Source organism: Myxococcaceae bacterium, from assembly GCA_016000045.1.
Lineage (GTDB): Bacteria > Myxococcota > UBA727 > UBA727 > JABDBI01 > AER2-1.
The window spans coordinates 42,684-61,265 of the sequence record JAECQY010000010.1 but is presented as its reverse complement, the minus strand read 5'-3'; the positions used below and the strand labels follow the sequence as shown (position 1 = coordinate 61,265).

The 18,582-nt window shown below is 47.9% G+C and carries 18 protein-coding genes and 2 tRNA genes; 11 read left to right on the top strand and 9 right to left on the bottom strand.

Translation table 11 applies throughout. The features are described from left to right. Positions 1–8 precede the first annotated feature (8 nt). Both mvk and I8H75_06145 read left to right on the top strand, forming a co-directional pair. Positions 9–827 (top strand): mevalonate kinase, encoded by an 819-nt coding sequence (mvk, locus tag I8H75_06150; GenBank protein ID MBH2006896.1) that lies wholly within the window; start codon positions 9–11, stop codon positions 825–827. Positions 828–1,060: 233 nt separating this feature from the next. Continuing rightward, on the top strand, positions 1,061–1,882 hold the full coding sequence (locus I8H75_06145; GenBank protein MBH2006895.1) for a polyprenyl synthetase family protein: 822 nt from the start codon (positions 1,061–1,063) through the stop codon (positions 1,880–1,882). Positions 1,883–1,993: 111 nt separating this feature from the next. On the opposite strand, the gene I8H75_06140 is transcribed toward I8H75_06145, so the two are convergent. From I8H75_06140 to I8H75_06130, 3 genes are read right to left on the bottom strand one after another with little or no spacing between them, the layout of a single operon-like run. Further along, a complete protein-coding gene (locus I8H75_06140; protein ID MBH2006894.1) occupies positions 1,994–3,190 on the bottom strand; it encodes a hypothetical protein in 1,197 nt (398 codons plus the stop codon). Next, positions 3,166–3,825: an alpha/beta fold hydrolase gene (locus I8H75_06135; protein ID MBH2006893.1), complete on the bottom strand. Its 660-nt coding sequence runs from the start codon at positions 3,823–3,825 to the stop codon at positions 3,166–3,168. The genes I8H75_06140 and I8H75_06135 overlap by 25 nt, the downstream gene beginning before the upstream one ends. Next, a complete protein-coding gene (locus tag I8H75_06130; protein ID MBH2006892.1) occupies positions 3,825–4,259 on the bottom strand; it encodes a DUF2203 domain-containing protein in 435 nt (144 codons plus the stop codon). The genes I8H75_06135 and I8H75_06130 overlap by 1 nt, the downstream gene beginning before the upstream one ends. A gap of 45 nt (positions 4,260–4,304) precedes the next feature. On the opposite strand from I8H75_06130, the gene I8H75_06125 reads away from it, so the two are divergent. The 6 genes from I8H75_06125 (at position 4,305) to I8H75_06100 (ending at position 6,151) form a co-directional block, all read left to right on the top strand. After that, the gene (locus I8H75_06125) at positions 4,305–4,550 is read left to right on the top strand and encodes a hypothetical protein (GenBank protein MBH2006891.1); all 246 of its coding nucleotides are present in this window, start codon (positions 4,305–4,307) and stop codon (positions 4,548–4,550) included. A 34-nt stretch (positions 4,551–4,584) separates the two neighbouring features. Then, positions 4,585–5,112 carry a hypothetical protein gene (locus I8H75_06120; protein ID MBH2006890.1) on the top strand — a complete coding sequence of 176 codons (528 nt, stop codon included), beginning with the start codon at positions 4,585–4,587 and terminating at the stop codon, positions 5,110–5,112. A gap of 15 nt (positions 5,113–5,127) precedes the next feature. Then, positions 5,128–5,565 (top strand): tetratricopeptide repeat protein, encoded by a 438-nt coding sequence (locus I8H75_06115; GenBank protein MBH2006889.1) that lies wholly within the window; start codon positions 5,128–5,130, stop codon positions 5,563–5,565. Positions 5,566–5,682: 117 nt separating this feature from the next. Next, a complete protein-coding gene (locus I8H75_06110; GenBank protein MBH2006888.1) occupies positions 5,683–5,934 on the top strand; it encodes a hypothetical protein in 252 nt (83 codons plus the stop codon). A 51-nt stretch (positions 5,935–5,985) separates the two neighbouring features. After that, a tRNA-Glu gene (locus tag I8H75_06105) sits at positions 5,986–6,061 on the top strand. A gap of 13 nt (positions 6,062–6,074) precedes the next feature. Further along, positions 6,075–6,151: transfer RNA gene (locus I8H75_06100), tRNA-Pro, on the top strand. A gap of 70 nt (positions 6,152–6,221) precedes the next feature. Here I8H75_06100 and I8H75_06095 read toward each other — a convergent pair. The 5 genes from I8H75_06095 to I8H75_06075 form a co-directional block, all read right to left on the bottom strand. Next, a complete protein-coding gene (locus I8H75_06095; GenBank protein MBH2006887.1) occupies positions 6,222–6,530 on the bottom strand; it encodes a hypothetical protein in 309 nt (102 codons plus the stop codon). A gap of 121 nt (positions 6,531–6,651) precedes the next feature. Further along, positions 6,652–7,821, bottom strand: a complete 1,170-nt coding sequence (locus I8H75_06090; GenBank protein MBH2006886.1) for a hypothetical protein — start codon at positions 7,819–7,821, stop codon at positions 6,652–6,654. Positions 7,822–7,930: 109 nt separating this feature from the next. Further along, positions 7,931–8,338, bottom strand: a complete 408-nt coding sequence (locus I8H75_06085; protein MBH2006885.1) for a hypothetical protein — start codon at positions 8,336–8,338, stop codon at positions 7,931–7,933. A 145-nt stretch (positions 8,339–8,483) separates the two neighbouring features. After that, positions 8,484–9,128, bottom strand: coding sequence for a sigma-70 family RNA polymerase sigma factor (locus I8H75_06080; protein MBH2006884.1), 645 nt, complete (start codon positions 9,126–9,128; stop codon positions 8,484–8,486). A 28-nt stretch (positions 9,129–9,156) separates the two neighbouring features. Continuing rightward, a complete protein-coding gene (locus I8H75_06075; protein MBH2006883.1) occupies positions 9,157–9,675 on the bottom strand; it encodes a hypothetical protein in 519 nt (172 codons plus the stop codon). Positions 9,676–9,825: 150 nt separating this feature from the next. On the opposite strand from I8H75_06075, the gene I8H75_06070 reads away from it, so the two are divergent. The 3 genes from I8H75_06070 to I8H75_06060 all read left to right on the top strand — a co-directional run bounded on the left by I8H75_06070 (position 9,826) and on the right by I8H75_06060 (position 13,023). Continuing rightward, entirely contained in the window at positions 9,826–10,938 is a 1,113-nt protein-coding gene (locus I8H75_06070) for a Glu/Leu/Phe/Val dehydrogenase (GenBank protein MBH2006882.1), read from the top strand. Next, positions 10,935–12,422: an Rne/Rng family ribonuclease gene (locus I8H75_06065; GenBank protein ID MBH2006881.1), complete on the top strand. Its 1,488-nt coding sequence runs from the start codon at positions 10,935–10,937 to the stop codon at positions 12,420–12,422. Before I8H75_06070 ends, I8H75_06065 begins: the two co-directional genes overlap by 4 nt. A gap of 76 nt (positions 12,423–12,498) precedes the next feature. Continuing rightward, positions 12,499–13,023: a hypothetical protein gene (locus tag I8H75_06060; protein MBH2006880.1), complete on the top strand. Its 525-nt coding sequence runs from the start codon at positions 12,499–12,501 to the stop codon at positions 13,021–13,023. A gap of 45 nt (positions 13,024–13,068) precedes the next feature. Here the strand turns inward: I8H75_06060 and I8H75_06055 are convergent, their stop codons facing one another. Beyond that, on the bottom strand, positions 13,069–18,297 hold the full coding sequence (locus I8H75_06055; GenBank protein MBH2006879.1) for a DUF1566 domain-containing protein: 5,229 nt from the start codon (positions 18,295–18,297) through the stop codon (positions 13,069–13,071). Positions 18,298–18,582: the final 285 nt, after the last annotated feature.

Below are 18,582 nucleotides of genomic sequence, written 5' to 3'. Positions count from 1 at the left end.
AATGCTTAATGGCCAAGGCATGCGGAAAAATTATCCTCTCGGGTGAGCACGGAGTCGTCTACGGCTATCCTGCCATCGCTCAATGCATCGACCGAAGCGTTTTTGTGAAAGTCATTCCAAGGGGTGAACCAGGTCTTTATTTTGAACCACCGAATGTCAAGCTCAGAACTCTGAACTCTGAACTCTTCAAGCAAATTGCTCCGAAATTGGTTGAGCTTTTTGGACCTGAAATCAGCCATCTTTGCTTCCAAGTACAAAGTGACATTCCACCCGGATCGGGTTTAGGAAGTTCAGCAGCACTTTCCGTGGCGCTCGTCCGAGCGATTTTCGAACACAATCATGAAGTTCTTTCGCAATCGGATACTGTTCAATATGCCCTTGAACTGGAAAAGATTTTTCATGGCAATCCCTCTGGGGTGGATCACACTACCATTGCGGCTCAAAGCCTGATTTGGTTTCATCAAGGTCGCTTTGAGAATATCCGCTGCCTGAATCCCCTTCACTTTCGCATTTCAACCACAGCGACTCAAGCGGGTACGCGAGCCTTGATCACTGCGGTTCGAAGAAATTTCGAAAAAAACCCTCGACACATCCAAACCCTCTTCGAAAATATCGCCTGCATCACTTTTCAGATGCGAGATGCCATCGAATCCAACGACCGATCTGCAGTCGGAGCCTTGATGACAAAGAATCATTTTCTTCTCCAAGACCTAGGAGTCTCAACACCCGAGTTGGACCGGCTCTGCGAAAGTGCCAAGCAAGAAGGCGCCTTAGGAGCGAAACTCACCGGAGCGGGCGGCGGGGGTTCTGTCATCGCGCTGTTTTGATCAAATAAATTAAACACATGAGATACTGTCCTCATTCGCTTTTTTAATACGGCTGGCTGCATCAGCCATTTCCGCAAACGTGGAGAAATGGCAAGGGATACTAGTGAGCGCTGGTCAGTCTCTCCCAACAGGAGATCGAAGATTCATCCTAAAACATCCGACTTTGCGATTGCCCTGAAGCTTCGGAAATCTCTGTTGAGTCGGTCACATGGGAATGCTAACATAACTGCTTCATGCAGGACTTCTTAGATTGCGTAGACCAAAGGCTTTTGGCTGCTTTTCAATCCAACTCACTTTTGAGCCAAACGGGCTCTCATCTTTGTTTGGCGGCTGGCGCCAAGCGCGTTCGCCCTCTTTTGGTATCTTATTTTGCCCAAATGCTTTCGCTTGATTTAAACGAAGTCATGGAAATCGCGTTGGCCAGCGAATGGATACACTCAGCAAGTCTGTTACACGATGACGTCATTGACAACGCGGATTCGCGCCGGGGACGTTCAACGGTCAATCATCAATGGAGCAATTCGGTAGCGATTTTATCTGGAAATCATCTCTTAGCCTTAGCGTTTAAAGAACTCAGAGTCTATGCACCCGAAGTGACTCAAGAAGCCATCACAGTCGTCGCCGAGATGACTCGATCGGCCATCGAAGAACTGTTCATGCGCGGTCAAGAGAATCTCACGATTTCTCAGTGGCGCAATATGTGCCTGGGAAAGACGGGATCGCTCTTTGCCTTTTGCGGCACCGCGCTTTGCGTTGGTTTTAAACGCTTAGATGCCTATGAAGCCTTTAAAACCTGCGGCGAGCACCTCGGCCAGATGTTCCAATTAGCAGATGATTTATCCGACCTTCAAGAAGATGCTCAAAACTTGGAAGCTTCTTACCCGCGCATATTAGCCAGTCAGGGTGAAATATTCCCCCAAGCAGCTTGCCATCAAGAGCTCTTGAAGCAAAAACAACTCGCACTTCAAGCGATCGATGCCTGGAAGAATTCCACCGGCTATCAAAGCATGGAAAGCTGGCTTGCACGCCTACTCGATCACGCTCTAAGCATTTGATTTCAGCAGCTTGCTTTTACAGACCAAGTCGGAAAAAACAAACGACGTCCAACCAAACGCTCAGGTCCTTTTACTGGGAACCGATTCCAGAAAACGCCCTCGTGAATCGCTTTAAGAACGAATCAAGCGAGCGGCAAAAAAAGCATCCGTCTGGTCCTTGTGAGGCCAGAGCCGAACGGTTTGCTGCACAACCGCATGCTCCGGGAGCCAAGGCAATGTTTCTCTCGGGTCGCTTAATTTAAAATCGGAGTGCTTGGAAAGAAATCGAGTAATCGGTTCTTGGCCTTCTTCAGGAAGAGGCGAGCACACGGAGTAGACCAATACACCGCCCGGCTTGACCCAAAGCGCCGCTCGTTCCAAAAGCTCCGCTTGAAGCACCGCCAATTCTTGAACAGACTCGAAGCCTCTCCAGAGTTTGATTTCCGGATGCCTTCGAAGAGTCCCATAGCCTGAGCAAGGCGCATCAAGCAAAACAGCATCCGCAATCTGAGGCTCGAGCACGCGAAAATCGCCAGCGAGTCTTTCAATATTGGCATCGACCCGCTCAAGGCGCTTGATATTTTGATCAATGGCGAGCACCCGCCCAGACTCACCAACCGCGTGTTTCAAAAGACGGGATTTGGATCCCGGCGCCGCGCAAGCATCGACGACCCATTCGCCGCATTGAGCCCCCACGAGCAGAGCCGCTATTTGACTCGCTGGATCTTGGACCCAAGTTTGCGCTACCGTCGTGGCCGTTGGAACGAAAGCGTGGTTCCCGTTTCCTTCGGGTGTCCAGTACCAGGTTTGAGGGCGATCGTTCATCGCGATAGCCGCTTCCACACGCTTCGATACCGGCAATGTTTCCAACAAAAACCTCGGACACCCTGTACCTTCTTCGATCGCCTCCAGACTGGAGTCTGCACCGAGCGTCCCATGCGGAGAAGAACCGAGGCGACGTAGAATGGCATTGGCAAAACCGCCTAGTCCAGGCCGTTTGCGTTTAATGAGCTGCACAGCGGATGAAACCGCAGCATAGGCAGGAATCGTATCCGCAAGGTGCTGGATTTGGTAAGCAGCAACCAGCAAATGACACTTCAGATCCAGAGCCAGCTTCGGGTTGGGTCGATCCATCGCACGAAGCAAACTCTTTTCAAGGACCGGTGCCCAACGCAGCGCTCCATAAACCAATTCTGTACAGAAGCCTTTGTCGCGTGAGTCCAAACGACTGGCATCCAGTGCGGCCGATAAAGCATGCTTGGAGTAGGCCCGATTCTTGAAGATTTGTTCGAGAACTTGGGCGGCTATTTTTCGAGGATCTGCAGACACTGATGAATCAATTCCTTTTGGTCGTAATCAAGGGGCAGTAAATGAGCGGAATTCGGCAGAACAACCGAATGCTGAAAAAGAGGAGCTGTCTTTGAAACGTTCACCGTTCGATCGTGCGCCCCGAAAAAAGCAACTTGAGGGCAATTGACGCCGACAAGAGCTTGAAGCGCCATCCGCCGAACGCGTTCGAACTCAGCAAGTGCTTTCAAAGGAATGGCCTGGTACGCTTGAGAGTGGACTCGGGCAATGGGATCCTGGATATCGCTGCCCAAGGTTTTAGGCAGATTGCAAGCCATGGCTTTCAGGCCCATCCACGCGATTTTGGCTGCCAAACCGGGCAGAATTTGCAAAAAAAACGCGGGAGAAAGCAAAATAAGCTTCTGATAACGCTTGCGATTCGCTGCAATGACCGAAAGAAGGCCCCCCATGGAAAGGCCTACCAGAACATCGCAATCGATTTTTTGAACGGCCAAAATCCAATCTTCAGCCCTATATTTGATCAGGTCTTGGAGGTGAGTCGCATGGCCAGGAAGAACGAGGCTCTCGCAAGGGTACCCCGCCGCCTCAAAAGCTTGATGCAAAGGCATCAAATCAGCGGGATGTCCCGTGAATCCATGAACCAAAGCGATTCGCATCAATGGATCACTTCAGAGCCAAATTCGTTTGGCATTTCGATGTAACGACGCGTCCCAAAACCTTCTTCCACAGGGTGCCAATAACAAACATTTTCATCTCCGGATTGCCAGCACAGATAGATGAGTTGTTTATGGCGTTCCGATAAAAAATCCAGCCGGGCCGGAAAAACGCTTTTCACAATCGCCCCATATTGTTGCATCTCGAGGATTTCGCTGCGAATGTGATCTTCGATGCTTTCGAGGCCTGATTTCAGAGATTTGGCCTCCTCTGGAGGGTAGGACTGTCCCGATGTGTCGACTTGTTCGCCCTGAACCGCAATTTTTGAATGGATCAGCTGGCCTTCCGCGACAAGAGTCTGTATTCTGGAAAAGTGCTCTTTTAGGATTGGCAGGAAGACGTTGGCTTCCTGAAGTGTAATCGATCGAAAGATCATGCCCTTATTCTAAGCGCCTGACCGTCTAAGGCAAGGAAAGTTTTCATGAGTGAAACGCAAAAAAAGGCTGAATCGATCGGATACCCCACACTAGAATCCTTGATCGAGCAAGTGAATCCAGACTTTTCAGAGATGAGGGAACACCAACGAACTCTTCTCAAGTTAAGCAAAAGCGCGCAGTCGGCCAAGGAGAAGGCTTCGGCGAGCCAAGCGGCACTGGCTTATCAACGATTTTTCGAGCTTTTTGATAAAATATTAGAAATAAAAAATAAAATAATGAACGAAAAATAAAATAACAAGATAAACTGTATGAATGGTAAGCAGAATGAGTGACCCAATCATTGGTTCTTTGAAATTAGATACAACCTCTCAAGGCTCGGTGAAAACCAGTAGCAATTTGAGCCGTGGTCAAAAATTTGCTCAGGCTCTCGATGAAGGAGCCAACGCTTTGTCATCGGTTGCGGGCGGCCTTTCTGGGATCTTCCCGGGAACCGGAGGCGCGGTACTTTCTGCGGTGGCCAGTGGCTTGAGCAGCGTGACAAGTTCCGGCCCTTTTGGGGCCTCTTCTTCCGGATTAAATGGGCTTTTAGGAGGAGGGAACGGCTTTGCGGGAGCGATGGGAGGCGGTGGGTCCGAACTCGGAGGGGGCTCGGGTGTTTTGGGGATCGGAAACTTATCGGCCAGCACAGCGGCTGGGAGTACCAGTAGCGCAAGCTCTGGATACCAACAACAACTGAGTTTACTTCAGATGCAGCAAACCATGCAGAACCAAAGCATGATGATCAACCTAATCTCTTCGATCTTAAATATTCAGCATCAGACCGCCATGTCTATTATCCAAAACATTCATTAAACAACGCGGGGGAATATGCAATCAGCAACAGATCGCCAAAAGCAAACCATTCACGGCCTACTGGACATGCCGCGATGGGAAGCGGTCGCGCTCTTAGAAGCGGGCTACTTTTTCATGCAGCTCGGAAAAAAGCGTGAGGCACGCGAGATATTTACGGGAGTCGCAGCCTTATTTCCACACAGCGATGTCCCCTGTGTCGCGCTCGGAAACTTTTACCTATCGGAAGGAAAGCCGGATTCAGCCATTCAGGAACTACTTCGAGCCCTTCAAAGAGTGCCCCAGAGCGCTACGGCCCAGGCTCATCTCGGAGAAGCTTTGCTTTTTGCAAAACGAATTCAAGAAGGCGTTGAGGCTTTAAAAAAAGCGATTGAACTCGATCCAAAGGGTTTCGCTGCAAAATTGGCCCATGAGCTCTTGCGTGCAAACGATTTGCATGTTTTTGATGGCCCATAGGTTTTTTGGCTTATCGAGGAACAAATCATGCGTATTGGACCCCATTCACGGACTGCATTCCAAAACATTTCTCGCTCTTCCTCCAACAACCCGAGCTCGAGTACGTTCCAGAATGTCTTGAAATCTCAAAAAGCCCCCATGCTTCAGGCACTCAAAGAAGATCTTCAGAAACTCTCGCAGGAACTTAAATCGGGCAAGATATCTGCAGAAGAAGCGAGTAAGCAGTTCGTCGATTTGGTGATTGCGAAAAAAAATGAATTTGGCTTGAACGCAAAAGACATGAAGCGAGTCCAAAGCGCTGTATCGGAAATAGTGAGCCAAGATCCCTTATTTTCGATCAAGTTGGAAAAAGAACTAAAAAGAATTTGAATCAACCCACTTGCTAAATCGTTTCATCTAGGTACTCTTCCCCGGTCTTAAGTCCCCGTCGTCTAGAGGCCTAGGACATTGCCCTTTCACGGCAGTAACACGGGTTCGAATCCCGTCGGGGACACCATCTCGATCCATTTCGGAGCGTAGCGCAGCTTGGTAGCGCACTAGACTGGGGGTCTAGGGGTCGCAGGTTCAAATCCTGTCGCTCCGACCATTAAATCAAGCATTTACCTGCGCCGAAAACGAGCTCGCATACCCAATCTCATGTGAGTTCAGGCTCTACTTTACGCTGCCGCTAGCGCTATACTAGCAGGTCTCACACCGATGATCAGGCCAAACGGCTGTAAAAGACGGTTTAAGGTCTGTTGAGTAGGATTATACCGCGGATTGATCGAACGAATCACATTGGGACTCGCCATATTTGCCAGTTTGGCGAATTCAATGACGCCATAAAGACGGATGACTTTTGTCAAAGCTTCTTGAATCGTGGCACCTTCTTCGATGGAAGCCATAATGAACTCTGCGGCAAAATCCAAATCTCGCAGTTCTTTTGCAAGACTTTCATTCCAATCTTTGCTTCTATTAGCCATCATTTTTCTCCAAGCAGGTATTCTTTAAAGCTGCATTAGTCTCATTATTGATAATTATCAAAACAGATATTTACTGTCAAGGCTATTTCGCTCCGTAGCGATAGGCACAAACCGACCATCCTGCTCAAAGTCTCATCAACTGATACGCTAAAAAATTCAAAAACCTTTGCAAACTTGAGCGGCTTTCCCATTCAGGCAGACGTATTTCTCGAGAGGCTTTGACATCTACTTGAAACTGGGATTCCAACTGCTCTGTTAAGTTGGGATCCACCATGCTCACATTCACCTCTAAATTGCGCCGCGCAGACCAGTGGTCCAAGTTATAAGATCCGATGGAAGCATACACTCCATCGATCGCAGCGGTTTTAGCATGCAATGTGGAACCAAAATATTCGTAAATTCGAATGCCAGCTTTCAGAAATTGAGCATAGACATGATGGCTTGCAAATCGCATTAAAGGCACATCGGATAGACCTGCCGTTAAAATTCGCACATCTACACCGCGCTGTGCTGCTTCAATCATGGCTCGACGCAAAGAGTCGTAAGGTAGAAAATACGGCGTGGTAAAAAAACAATAATCCTTGGCTTTTTTTAAGATCAACTCCATCGACTTTTGGATAGAAACCAATTTGCGACGTTGATTTGAACCGAGAACCTGGACCACAACGCCCTGCTCAAAATTGTGAAGTGGAAAGCAGACTCGATTCGATTCACCGGTTGTCTCGAAAAGAGAGTCTAAAAAAATACCTTTTAGATCAGCCACAGCCGGCCCCTGGATTCGAACAACCGTGTCTCGAAATCGGGATTGAGCAATGTTGTAACTGCCACAAAATCCAATTCGATCGTCTATAATCACAATTTTTCGGTGATCTCGAAACAGCAAAGGACCCTTTCGTCTCCAGGGCCAAATCGGATTAAAGTCGATAGCTCTGGCCCCAGACTGAATCAGCGGCTCTAGAAACCCGGTGCTAAGCCCGCTCGAGCCAAAGTGATCGTACAGCAAAATAACCTCGCAACCTCGTTGCGCTGCTGCGCACAACGCATCACGAACTTGCAGACCCACCGCATCGGGTTCAAAGATGTATGTCTCCATCCAAATCCGATTTTGAGCTTGCCGAATGGAGTGCAGAATCTCTTCTTCGATCTCTGTGGTTTCCGTAAATACCCGAATTTGGTTCCCACTGGACATCCCTCCCAGAGGCAGAAGCCTTTGAAATACCCTTTCAAATGTGTGCAAACGCCGGCGCCAGTTTGGATCGGAGATGCGTTCTAAGAGTTCGCTAAAATAGGACATATTTTCACGCGTTCAATCTTTGTGTCAGCAAACACTCGCGTGAGCAGCAACACGCAAAAGCAAAATAAAAGAATCATCCATCGACTGTGTCAAACCCTATCGTTTCTGACTAGACCTGTGTTTGCAGGGTCGTTTTTATCGCAGAACTCGCCTGCTCCACCAGTTTGCTCATAGTCTGTAGCTCAAAGGTCACTTGGTACGTAGCATGCTGCAACAAAAGAAGTTGAGAAGGCGTGAAATTTTGTCCACTCATCGCCACTTTCATGATTTTGGACATCGAACTCTGGTCCTTAGACCAATGGTCAAACAACGATTTTAAGGCAGAAGGCGTTTTCTGAAGCTTAGAAGCAGGAAGAGCCAAGCTCCCATTCGGCTGAGAGAGGACTTTTAATTCCCCTTGCTTTTTCAATACGGACGAAAATGTTTGAGTCCCTACCTCTGGATACGATGATTTGGACAAATTTTTTACCAATTCAGTCGTTTGTTGAACACCAGGAATCACTGGGGAAATCGGCATAGAGAACACCTCTCTTCAATTATAGCTTAAATACATAAAAAACAAATTTCAAATAAGTTTTTATTTCTAAAATAATGCGGTTGTCGCTTAAACAGATTGAACCCTAAGAGCGCGAATCAAGCTTCCAGCACTTTGTGCCACGTGCTCAGGCACTTTGTGCCTTCATCAATGCACTCAGTCTCTCAATCACCTGAGCGTGCTTGCGGCAGGTCCAAGATTTGGATACTCCTATTTTTTTCCCAACTTCTTCCAAGCTCAGATTCTGGAAATAGTACATTTGAATGAGCTCCAGATCGGCTCGAGGCAATTTCTTCAAAGCCTTCTGTAAATTAGCGCGCAACTCAAGGTCGAGCAATCGATCGTCTTGCTTCGGTTGTCGATGATCTTCAAATTCCTGTCTCTCCAGGCCTTCCAGCGAAGTGACAAAAATGGTTACCAGATTATTCACTTGATTCGCCAAATCTTCTAGGTTGTCTGTCTTGGAAATCGAGTTTTGCTCAAGCAAAGCCGTTGCCTGCTCTTCAAATCGAATTTTTTGATACTCGGTTCGATTGACCCAGCCCATCCCTCTTAAGCCATCGTACATCGCGCCTTTAATTCGATAGTAGCTAAAAGTCGTAAAGCTCACGCCTTGCTTTTGGTCAAACCGCTCAGCAGCCTCTAAAAGACCCGCCATTCCGTATTGAATCAAATCATCGAGCTCAACTCGAAAAGATACATTTTTTTTAATCTGCCGCGCAATCGAACGGACATAAGAGCCGTACTGTTCAACAACTTGGCGATTCTCCATAACGAAGGAAACAGCGCACTCTCAATGCCTATTTCGACAGCTTTAGCAAGAATTCAAGATTATTATCCTGCTTCGAAAAGTATTGAAGAAGCCAGTCGTCTAGCTGAGAAGTGGTTCGGATTTCAATCGGAACCACCATGATATAAGACCGCTCTCGATGGATTCGGACATGTCCGCGATCGGCCGCAACCGCAAAATAAAGCCACAAATATTGCCGGGGAGTCAACAAGGGTCTTTGAACCTGATTTCGCTGTGTTGGCCATTCTATTTTTTTGAGAACCACGCGTGTTCCGAAGGGGATTGTTTCATCGGAAGCTGGAGGAACAATCCGATCGCCTGAAATCGAGTGAACGTAAGACGTTTCATCCAGAGGGATGGGGCTCATCATCCCATAGCGATCATCATCGTAGAATACGCCTGCAAATAATTTCTTCTTGACCCACAGAAGGGTCGAAGGAGCAGAAGCCTCCAAAGACTCGCTTTTCATGTGGGCACAATTGACACTTAAAACCAAAAACAAAACCGATGTCCATTTGCCAAGCCTCATTCCTTCTCCTAATGCCGCTCAGCATAGGACAAAAACGGCGTTTTTCAAATACCAAGGCCCCAGAGAAAAATAACGATTCACTTAGCCAATGGAAAGCTCTATGTTTCACCGATCCGGCTTGCCAAGTTTTTGAAAGTGAGGTGCTGATCGATGAATGTTTTTGGAGAACTTGACAAACGAGATCATGAACAAGTCGTCTTTTGCAACGACCGCGAAAGCGGCCTCAAAGCAATCATAGCCATTCACAATACCACTCTAGGCCCCGCATTGGGCGGTTGTCGAATATGGCCTTACTCAAGCGAAGAAGATGCTCTCAGAGACGCTTTAAGACTTTCACGCGGAATGACTTATAAATCCGCCGCTGCAGGCCTCAACCTGGGCGGAGGAAAAGCCGTCATTATCGGTGATCCAAAGACTCTCAAAACGGAACAACTGTTCCGAGTATTCGGCCGCTTTGTGCAATCCCTTGGCGGACGCTACATCACAGCTGAAGACGTTGGAACAACGGTTCAAGATATGGATTGGATCTGGCTGGAAACCGATTATGTCACTGGAATCAGCCGTACCCGCGGAGGTTCTGGCGATCCAAGCCCCGTCACCGCTTACGGAGTCTTTCAAGGCATCAAAGCAGCCCTCAAATATCAGACGGATTCGGACTCAATCAAGGGTCAAACGGTAGCGCTCCAAGGTGTCGGCCAAGTCGGTTACCACCTGTTGCACCACCTAGTTGCTGCGGGTGCGAAGGTGGTTGCAAGCGATGTCAACCCTGCGAACCTTCAACGAGCTCAATCCAAATTTTCGGATATCGAGTTTGTTGCGGCCGAAGAAATCCTTGACGTTCCGGCTTCCATTTTTATACCTTGCGCTTTGGGAGGCGTTGTCAATGACGAAACCCTGAATCGCTTTCAGTGTCCAATCATTTGCGGGAGCGCAAACAACGTTTTACAAGACGAAGAGAAACACAGTGCGGAGCTCCACAAGCGAAATATTCTGTACATTCCTGACTTCATTGTGAATGCAGGCGGGCTTATTAACGTTGCCAACGAGCTCGTTCGTTATGAACGTCGTCAAGCCATGCAGCAAACCAGTAGAATTTACGACGTTGTCTTGCAGGTCTTGAAGACTGCCGAGGAAAAGCGAATCACAACCCTTCAAGCTTCTAAAATCTTGGCAGAGCGTAGGATCCATAACGTTGGCCGAATCAAACATACTTACGTAGGCACTGCTTTAGCACGGCCGAGAACCCTCCGAGGTCTCAATTGACCCATCAGCTTCTCGTCAATACAACTTCTTTTGAGACACGAGTCGCCCTGCTCGAAAATGGACAACTAGTCGAGCTGTTGTACGAACGCAAAGTCGATCGTGGCCTGGTTGGAAATATCTATCACGGCCGCATTCAACGTGTGTTGCCGGGAATGCAGGCTGCTTTTGTCGATATCGGCCAGGATAAATCGGCTTTCCTCTTTGCAGGGGACATTCTGCCCCGCGAACCTTTCGATGGGACCTCCGAATCTGAAAGCTCAGCGGCTGCCGCACTGGTGCCCATTCAGGAGTTGATCAAGCCGGGCCAAACTTTATTGGTCCAAGTGGTCAAAGATGCCATTAGCACCAAAGGACCTCGAGTCAACTGCAATCCTTCCCTGCCCGGACACTACGTCGTTTTTGTCCCAACTTCGCCCCACATTGGGATTAGTCGAAAAATTGTCGATGAAGCGGAGCGAGAGCGACTCCGATCAATTCTTCAAAGCTGCTCTCCACCTGGCACTGGATTCATTGCGCGCACCATTGCTCAACATGTTCCCATCGAAGTGCTGGAAGAAAACTGCCGTTTTCTCGTATCTCTTTGGAACGATATCCAGCACCGCGCCAAACTTCTGCCCGCTCCCTCGCTCGTGCAACCCGAACTCGGCTTAGTGGCAAAATGTGCTCGGGACATGACCAACGAGCATCTGGAAAAAATCATTATTGATAGCGAAGAAGTCACCCAACACATCCAGCAATTCGTTGGGCTCGTAGATCCCAAACTAGTCCATAAGATTGAGCACTATAAAAGCTCGATTCCGCTCTTCTCGCACTATGGAATCGAAAACGAAATCACGCGAGCGATGAGCCGTCGTGTATGGCTTCGTTCAGGCGGCTACTTGGTCATCGACCAAGCAGAAGCTCTGACGGTCATTGATGTGAACACCGGTCGTTTTGTGGGGCGGAAAAATTTTGATGAAACGATTCTAAAAACAAACTTAGAAGCGGTTCGTGAGGTCGCCTTTCAACTTCGATTACGGAACATCGGGGGAATGATCATCATCGATTTTATCGACATGGAAAGTCAGGCAGATCGCGACAAAGTGGTTCACGTGTTCGAAGAGCTCCTTAAGAAAGATAGAGCGCGATGCAACGTCGTCAAAATCAGCGAACTCGGCCTGGTCGAAATGACCCGTGAGAGAAAACGCGAAAGTCTCGAAAATTATCTGCGAGAACCCTGTTCCTATTGCCATGGAAAAGGGAGCCTCAAGTCGAAGCAAACAGTTTGCTACGAAGTATTCCGAGAAATCAGCGAACGTTCCTGGAACGCCTCAGAGCCCTTTCTTCACATCCATGCGCACCCAGAAGTGATCGATTACATTCAAGGGCATGAGCAAGATAATTTGCTGGTGCTTGAATCAAAGACTGGAAAAAAGATAACGCTTCAACCACGAGGTTCTTTTCATCAAGAACAATTCGATGCATTCGCGTCTTCAACACCATGAATGTTGCAGAGCTCACCCGGACACTTGGCTGTATTCCTCTCGCCACAAAAGAGCATGTACTCAGGAGTTCAATTTGATGTATGCTCTCCTTTTGTTGAACTTTCTCTGGGCCATTAGCTGCCAGTCTCCATTAACCCTCGATCCATCCAAAGCGACCCCTGCCCTCACCCATCCTGTTCTTTACGCACGCTACGAAAATCTGCCACCCTTATACCGTGAAAGACAGGGTGCTTGTTCCCAAGCAAAAGGCTATCAAGGCAACGGCCGCATGTTCCACTCACCCGTTGATCTTTGCGGCCCCGACCTACGCAAACAAGACACCTTGAAGGCTCCTTGGACGCTTCCTTCAGGGGTTAAAAGCATTCTTTGGGAACAAGACCTCAAAACAGCTAGCACCCCTCAAATAGAGGTGATTGGGCACCAAGGGCTTCCTCTGCCAAGCACAAGCCAAATGAGCCAACTGGGCTCTCGAGCGCTTTTGGAACTGAAACCTAAGCTTCTTCTCAAAAACACGCTTTACACGCTAGTTGTTTCGGAGATTTCAGCGACTGGAACTCGGACGCAGACCTGGCGGATTCCGTTTCGCATCCAAGATGGTTAAGGGCTCAGAAACCCTCTCAGGGAACCAAGTTATTGGTGGGAGAAGTTAAGGTCCTCGGACGCAGCGAACGCGTAATGGAGAATTAGCAAGAACCCATGCAGTAACAGCTCCAGCATTGAAATCCACGTACCACGGGTTCGAAAAACTACTCGCCCACGTCGATGGCCAAAACGCATCCTGCGGAGTGCTCGGAAAAGCAGTTTGGTTAATAGTCGATCCGGGATTTACTCCCCTTTCGTCAAGCAATGTCGAGAGTTCCTTCAGGGTTGGAACACGCCAAGAAAAACCATCCAAGGTGAGATTAAAGCAGTAGAATTGAGCAGCACTCCAATTGTAAAGACCTGTCACGGCTCGTTGCCATATCAATCCCGTAACTAGGTCTCTTACCTGTGTGCTTTCCGGTGTTAATCCATCCCCGGCCTGATCTCGATATCGATCCACTGTATTTTTAGCACTTCCCGGGCGAACGCATCGAACATAACCTAGCATAGGAACGTTGGCGCACCCTCCACCAAAACCTTGACTGCAAATGAGGCCTCCAAACTGACTTGAAAGACTGTCATTATTGCCAAAGCTGACGTACCACCATCCATTTCCAAATTGGCTGGATACGGGAGTGGAGGTCCAGAAATAGCTGCTAGGCGTATTGGGAAAGGTACTCGCATCTAAGGTCGGACCTCTCCAATCAAGCGTGTAGTCCACAAGACTCTGCAACTCGATCAACGTGGGAAGCCTCCAGTCTCCATATCCGCTCTTAAACAAGTTGCTACAATGAGCAGAAGCATCGGCCCAAGTCACTTCACCAATATCGCTTTGTTGTTCCCATTGTAACCCAGTGAACGTGTCTTTCATAACACCAGGTCGACCCTCAACATAACGCCCAGTTTGATTCGTAGCATCTTGGTAAACGCCAATTGAAGCGTTCCAGTTGGCCCAATCGGGGTTCATAACAACATCCGACGAGCGGACACAGCGAGCATAGTATGAATCAGTAATGAGTACACCACCGCTGACAATATAACCGGAGTTAAAATTGATGTTCCATGCGTTGGAAGAACGGCAACTATAGGAGCTCGATGTCCAAAAAACACTTTGCGTGCCTGGAAATGCCGTTGTGTTGATCGTGGGACCTGGAAGAGCTATACTAACGTCAAGAAGTGTTGATAGTTCCTTAACTGTTGGAAGTCGCCAAACAAACCCATCAAGGTTCAAGCTGCTACAATAAGCTTGAGCAGAGCCTGGCAGCCCTATTTCACTCCAATAATAAGTTCCAGATACAATTCGTTGCCAAATTAAACTCGTCATAACGTCAATCACCTGGGTGCTGCTGACTACATAACGATCGTTCAAACTCATAGCTGATAATGGGCGCACGCAACGAGCAAAACCCGTGACAAATGGTCTCGCACACCCACTATAACCCTGACTGCACACTAGCCCTCCATATATTCCACCCGTACCAAAACCAACCCACCAGGCATATCCAGGGTATCCTATCAAAGGATCGGAAGACCAATAATAACTTGTTGTATCCGTATCGGAGAAGAAACCTTGGTTGAGTGAAGGGCCAGCACAATCAAGCGTGTAATCGACCAGCATTTGTAGTTCCACATGCGTCGGCAACCTCCAATTCGCATATCCCGACAATACAAGGTCATCGCAATATGCCTGAGCCTGAGTCCAGTTCATGGTTTGTTGACTCGCATACTGCTGCCATTTTAGTCCGGTCATTCCATCGGCCACGATGTTCGGCTCTGTTACAGCATACCGATTGGTTTGGTTGGTTTGGTCTTCGTAAACTCCAGTGGTCACATCCCAATTCGCCCAGTCGGGGTTGTAAATAACTGGAGTACGAACGCACCGAGCAATGCCATCTGTTGCACCGATTCCTTGTAAACCAACTCGGCCAATATCAAAGCCAGTACGCCAAGCAGACATCGAATCTACCGCAGCCACTGTCGAGCTCCAAAACTGTCCTAAGCCAGTGTACGAAAACACTGTTGCATTGAGCGTTGGACCAGGAGATGCAATTGAAACATCGATTAGCGTAGCCAATTCCTTAATCGTTGGTAAACGCCAAGCATAAGGGTTGGCGATACTTTGATCCAAAGTAAGATTTTGACAATAAGCGACTGCTTCAGACCAATTGCTCGAAAGAGAAACCCCTCTCTGCCAAGTCAATCCCGTCACTAAATCTTGAACCTGAGTGCTCCCGGGTACAAGTGGGTAACCAGATTCATCTCGATAGCGATCGACCAACGAAACCCTTGCCAAAGGCCTTACGCAACGAACGTATCCTTGACTATTGACAGCGTCACATGCTCCAACAAATGCTTGACTGCAAATGAGTCCTGAATAGTACGCTTCTTGCCCAAAACTGACATACCAAGCCTGACTAGGATGGCCTGGCACAGACACGGAACTCCAGTAGTAGTTGTTTGCAGAATTCGGAAACGCAGTCTGGTCTATCGCAGACCCACTTCCTGAAATCGCATAGTCCAATATGGATTGCAATTCGATATGGGTCGGCAATCTCCAATCGGCGTAACCCCCTAGAATCAGTTCCTCACAATAAATTTGCGCAGCCGTCCAATTATAAGTATTTTGGGGAGTCTGTTTTTGCCACTGTAGCCCAGTTGCGGTATCACCGACAACAACACCTGGAACCTGATCGACGAATCGACCTGTTTGATTGGTAGCATCTTCATAGACTCCCATCGATTGATCCCAGTTGGCCCATTCAGGGTCAGGAATAGTTGCATCGCGAACACAGCGGCAATAAAAACTGTCGTTGATATTGTGCACAAAGCCAATACTACCATCCGCAAAATCCAGCCCCCATCGATACGTAGAATCACAGCTGTAAGATGTTGAAGACCAAAATCCGTACTGCGGTGTATCTGGAAATGCTACTGTATCAATCGTTGGGCCAGGTTGGGGTATTGCCGTATTTAAGAGAGTAGATGATTCTTTGACACTTGGAAGACGCCAAGCTTGACCACCTAGACCTAATGCCTTGCAATAAGCTTCAGCAGTTAACCAGTTATAAACTCCGGAAAAGGCTCGCTGCCAGATTAGTCCCGTTTTTACATCTTTTACTTGCACACTCCCCGTTGCCAATGGATTACCGACTTCATCTGTATAGCGAATCAATGGCTGGATTGTGGATAGTGGACGGACACAGCGAAGATAGCCTTTGTCAGCAATATCAGTACGCCACGCAAAGCCAACATAGGTAGCATCTCCACCAAAACTTACATACCATTGATATCCCAAATCTCCTGCTGATGATGTTGAAGTCCAAAAATAACTGGGGGGAGTCTCAGGAAATATTGAAGTATTGAGACCTGGCCCAGTACAACCTACAGTATAATCCACTAAATTTTGCAACTCAATCCTCGTTGGCAATCTCCAATCTCCAAATCCTGATTGGAACAAGTTGCCGCAATAGTCTGCAGCTGCTGTCCAGTTGTAAGTGGCACCACTAACCGTTTTTTGCCACTGCAACCCATTCAGCGTATCTGTTAAGACTTCTGCTACTGCCTCAATATACCTCGCAGTCTGATTCGTCGCATCCTTGTAGACTCCGAGCGATTGGTCCCAGTTCGCCCAATCTGGGTTGACAACAACGGGAGATCTGACACAGCGAACGCTATGGGGTGCCTGGATACCTTGTCGAAAATCAACGACCGAAGCCCAAAACACAACATACCATGCCGTTGTGGCATCCATATTCAGCGTAGAAGACCAAAACACCGTTGCTGGGGTATCAGGAAAAGAAGTTGTGTTAATTGTTGGATTAGACCAAGGGATTGAAATATCGAATAGCGTTGATAACTCTTTAATAGTGGGAAGCCTCCATACATACTTCCCCAGATTAAGATTATTGCAGTAAGATATCGCATCACTCCAGTTATAGGCTCCAGCTACAAAACGCTGCCATACTAAGTTTGTAACTTTATCTTGAACCTGTAAGCTAGAATTTGTTAAAATTTCGCCATTCTCATCGAAATATCGGTCAATAGCTTGATTCGCCCGCGCAGGGCGTACACAACGTGAATAGGCAAATAATGACACGTACGGCACAGAGCAAGGTGCTGTACCTTGAGTACAAGCCAAACCACCGCATTGCCCATCATGAGAACCAAAGCTCACATAGTAGTGCAAACTGCTATTGTTTGGGTAAGCATCTGAGGCCCAAAATAAAGTATTAGGAGTATCTGGAAATGCTGTGCTATCAATGGTGGGTCCGATGCAATGAATTGTGTAGTCAACAAGAGTTTGCAATTCAATAACTGTTGGTAACCGCCAATCCGCATGTCCTCCAAGCATCAGACTTTCGCAGTACTGTGTCGCATTTGTCCAGTCGCACACCCCAGAAGCGGTCGCTTTTTGCCACTGCAACCCTGTTCTCGAATCGGTTACAATACCAGGAATGCTCTCATTGTATCGCCCTGTTTGATTTGTCGCATCTCGATAGGCACCCGTGGCTACATCCCAATTAGCCCACTCAGGGTTCCAAACCACGGGAGAACTGGGACTCAGGCTTGTACTGAACGATGGGTACTGGGTAGAACTCAAAGTTTGAGAATGAGACAGAGATTCTGTTCCAACTGAATGGCTTGGAGCCAATGATGGAGTAACCGTTGGGCTAAACGACACGCTCCTGCTCGACAACAAACTCTCTGTGAGACTACTTGGGCTAACAGAACCTGTGGTGCTATTCATCGGGCTTGCGGAATCTGTGTCGGTTTGAGCGCTATGGCCACTTATGGAATTTGACTGTGTTACAGATTGTGAAAGCGTCGGTGGCAATTTATCATACAACCAATACATCGCCTGTGGATGTTGCACAGGCGCCAGACCCACGACAATGCGCGTCTGGAGAATATTGCTCTTGTGTAACTGCGCCAAATAACCCACTGGAAACCGTTGCTCGGCTTCGCAAGATGTCGAAATTGCTTGAACCTCTTCAAATTGCGCATCACACACAACCTGATCAATTTCGGCATCGAAAAACACAGAGCAGTTTGAACTAAAAGGCTTCTTACAACAACCCGGTAAGGCTTCAAGATGAGGCCCAATGAGAAACCATAATCCTCTCATCGCATTTTGTGTGACGAGTTCTTTGGATAAAGAGCTCGTTTGATTCTTCAGCTGAGTCAGATTTGAAAACTGTTGACTCAGAACTTCAGAGAAGCCATCCCGGAGCACAAAACCGGCTTGAACCGGTAAAGACAGCAATAACAGCCAGGAACCCAAACATCGATTCATCGTTCACACCCCTTCTCGTGGACGTGAAATTGAATCAAATGTATATTATACTTAAATTCAAATATGATACAATTAAAATGATCACTTACCCCGCACCCACCCGACGTGGGCAGGAGTGCAAACGAAAGCTCAGATCTGAAGCAGCTTTCTCGATACACTCTAAGTGCTCTCCCTAAACGCGACAACAACCATTTCATTCAATGACTCACACTTAGAACCTGCTGGCATGGCTGGCAAGACATTTTTGTACCGGATCATACACCAAAAATACTCTGGATCTGCTGC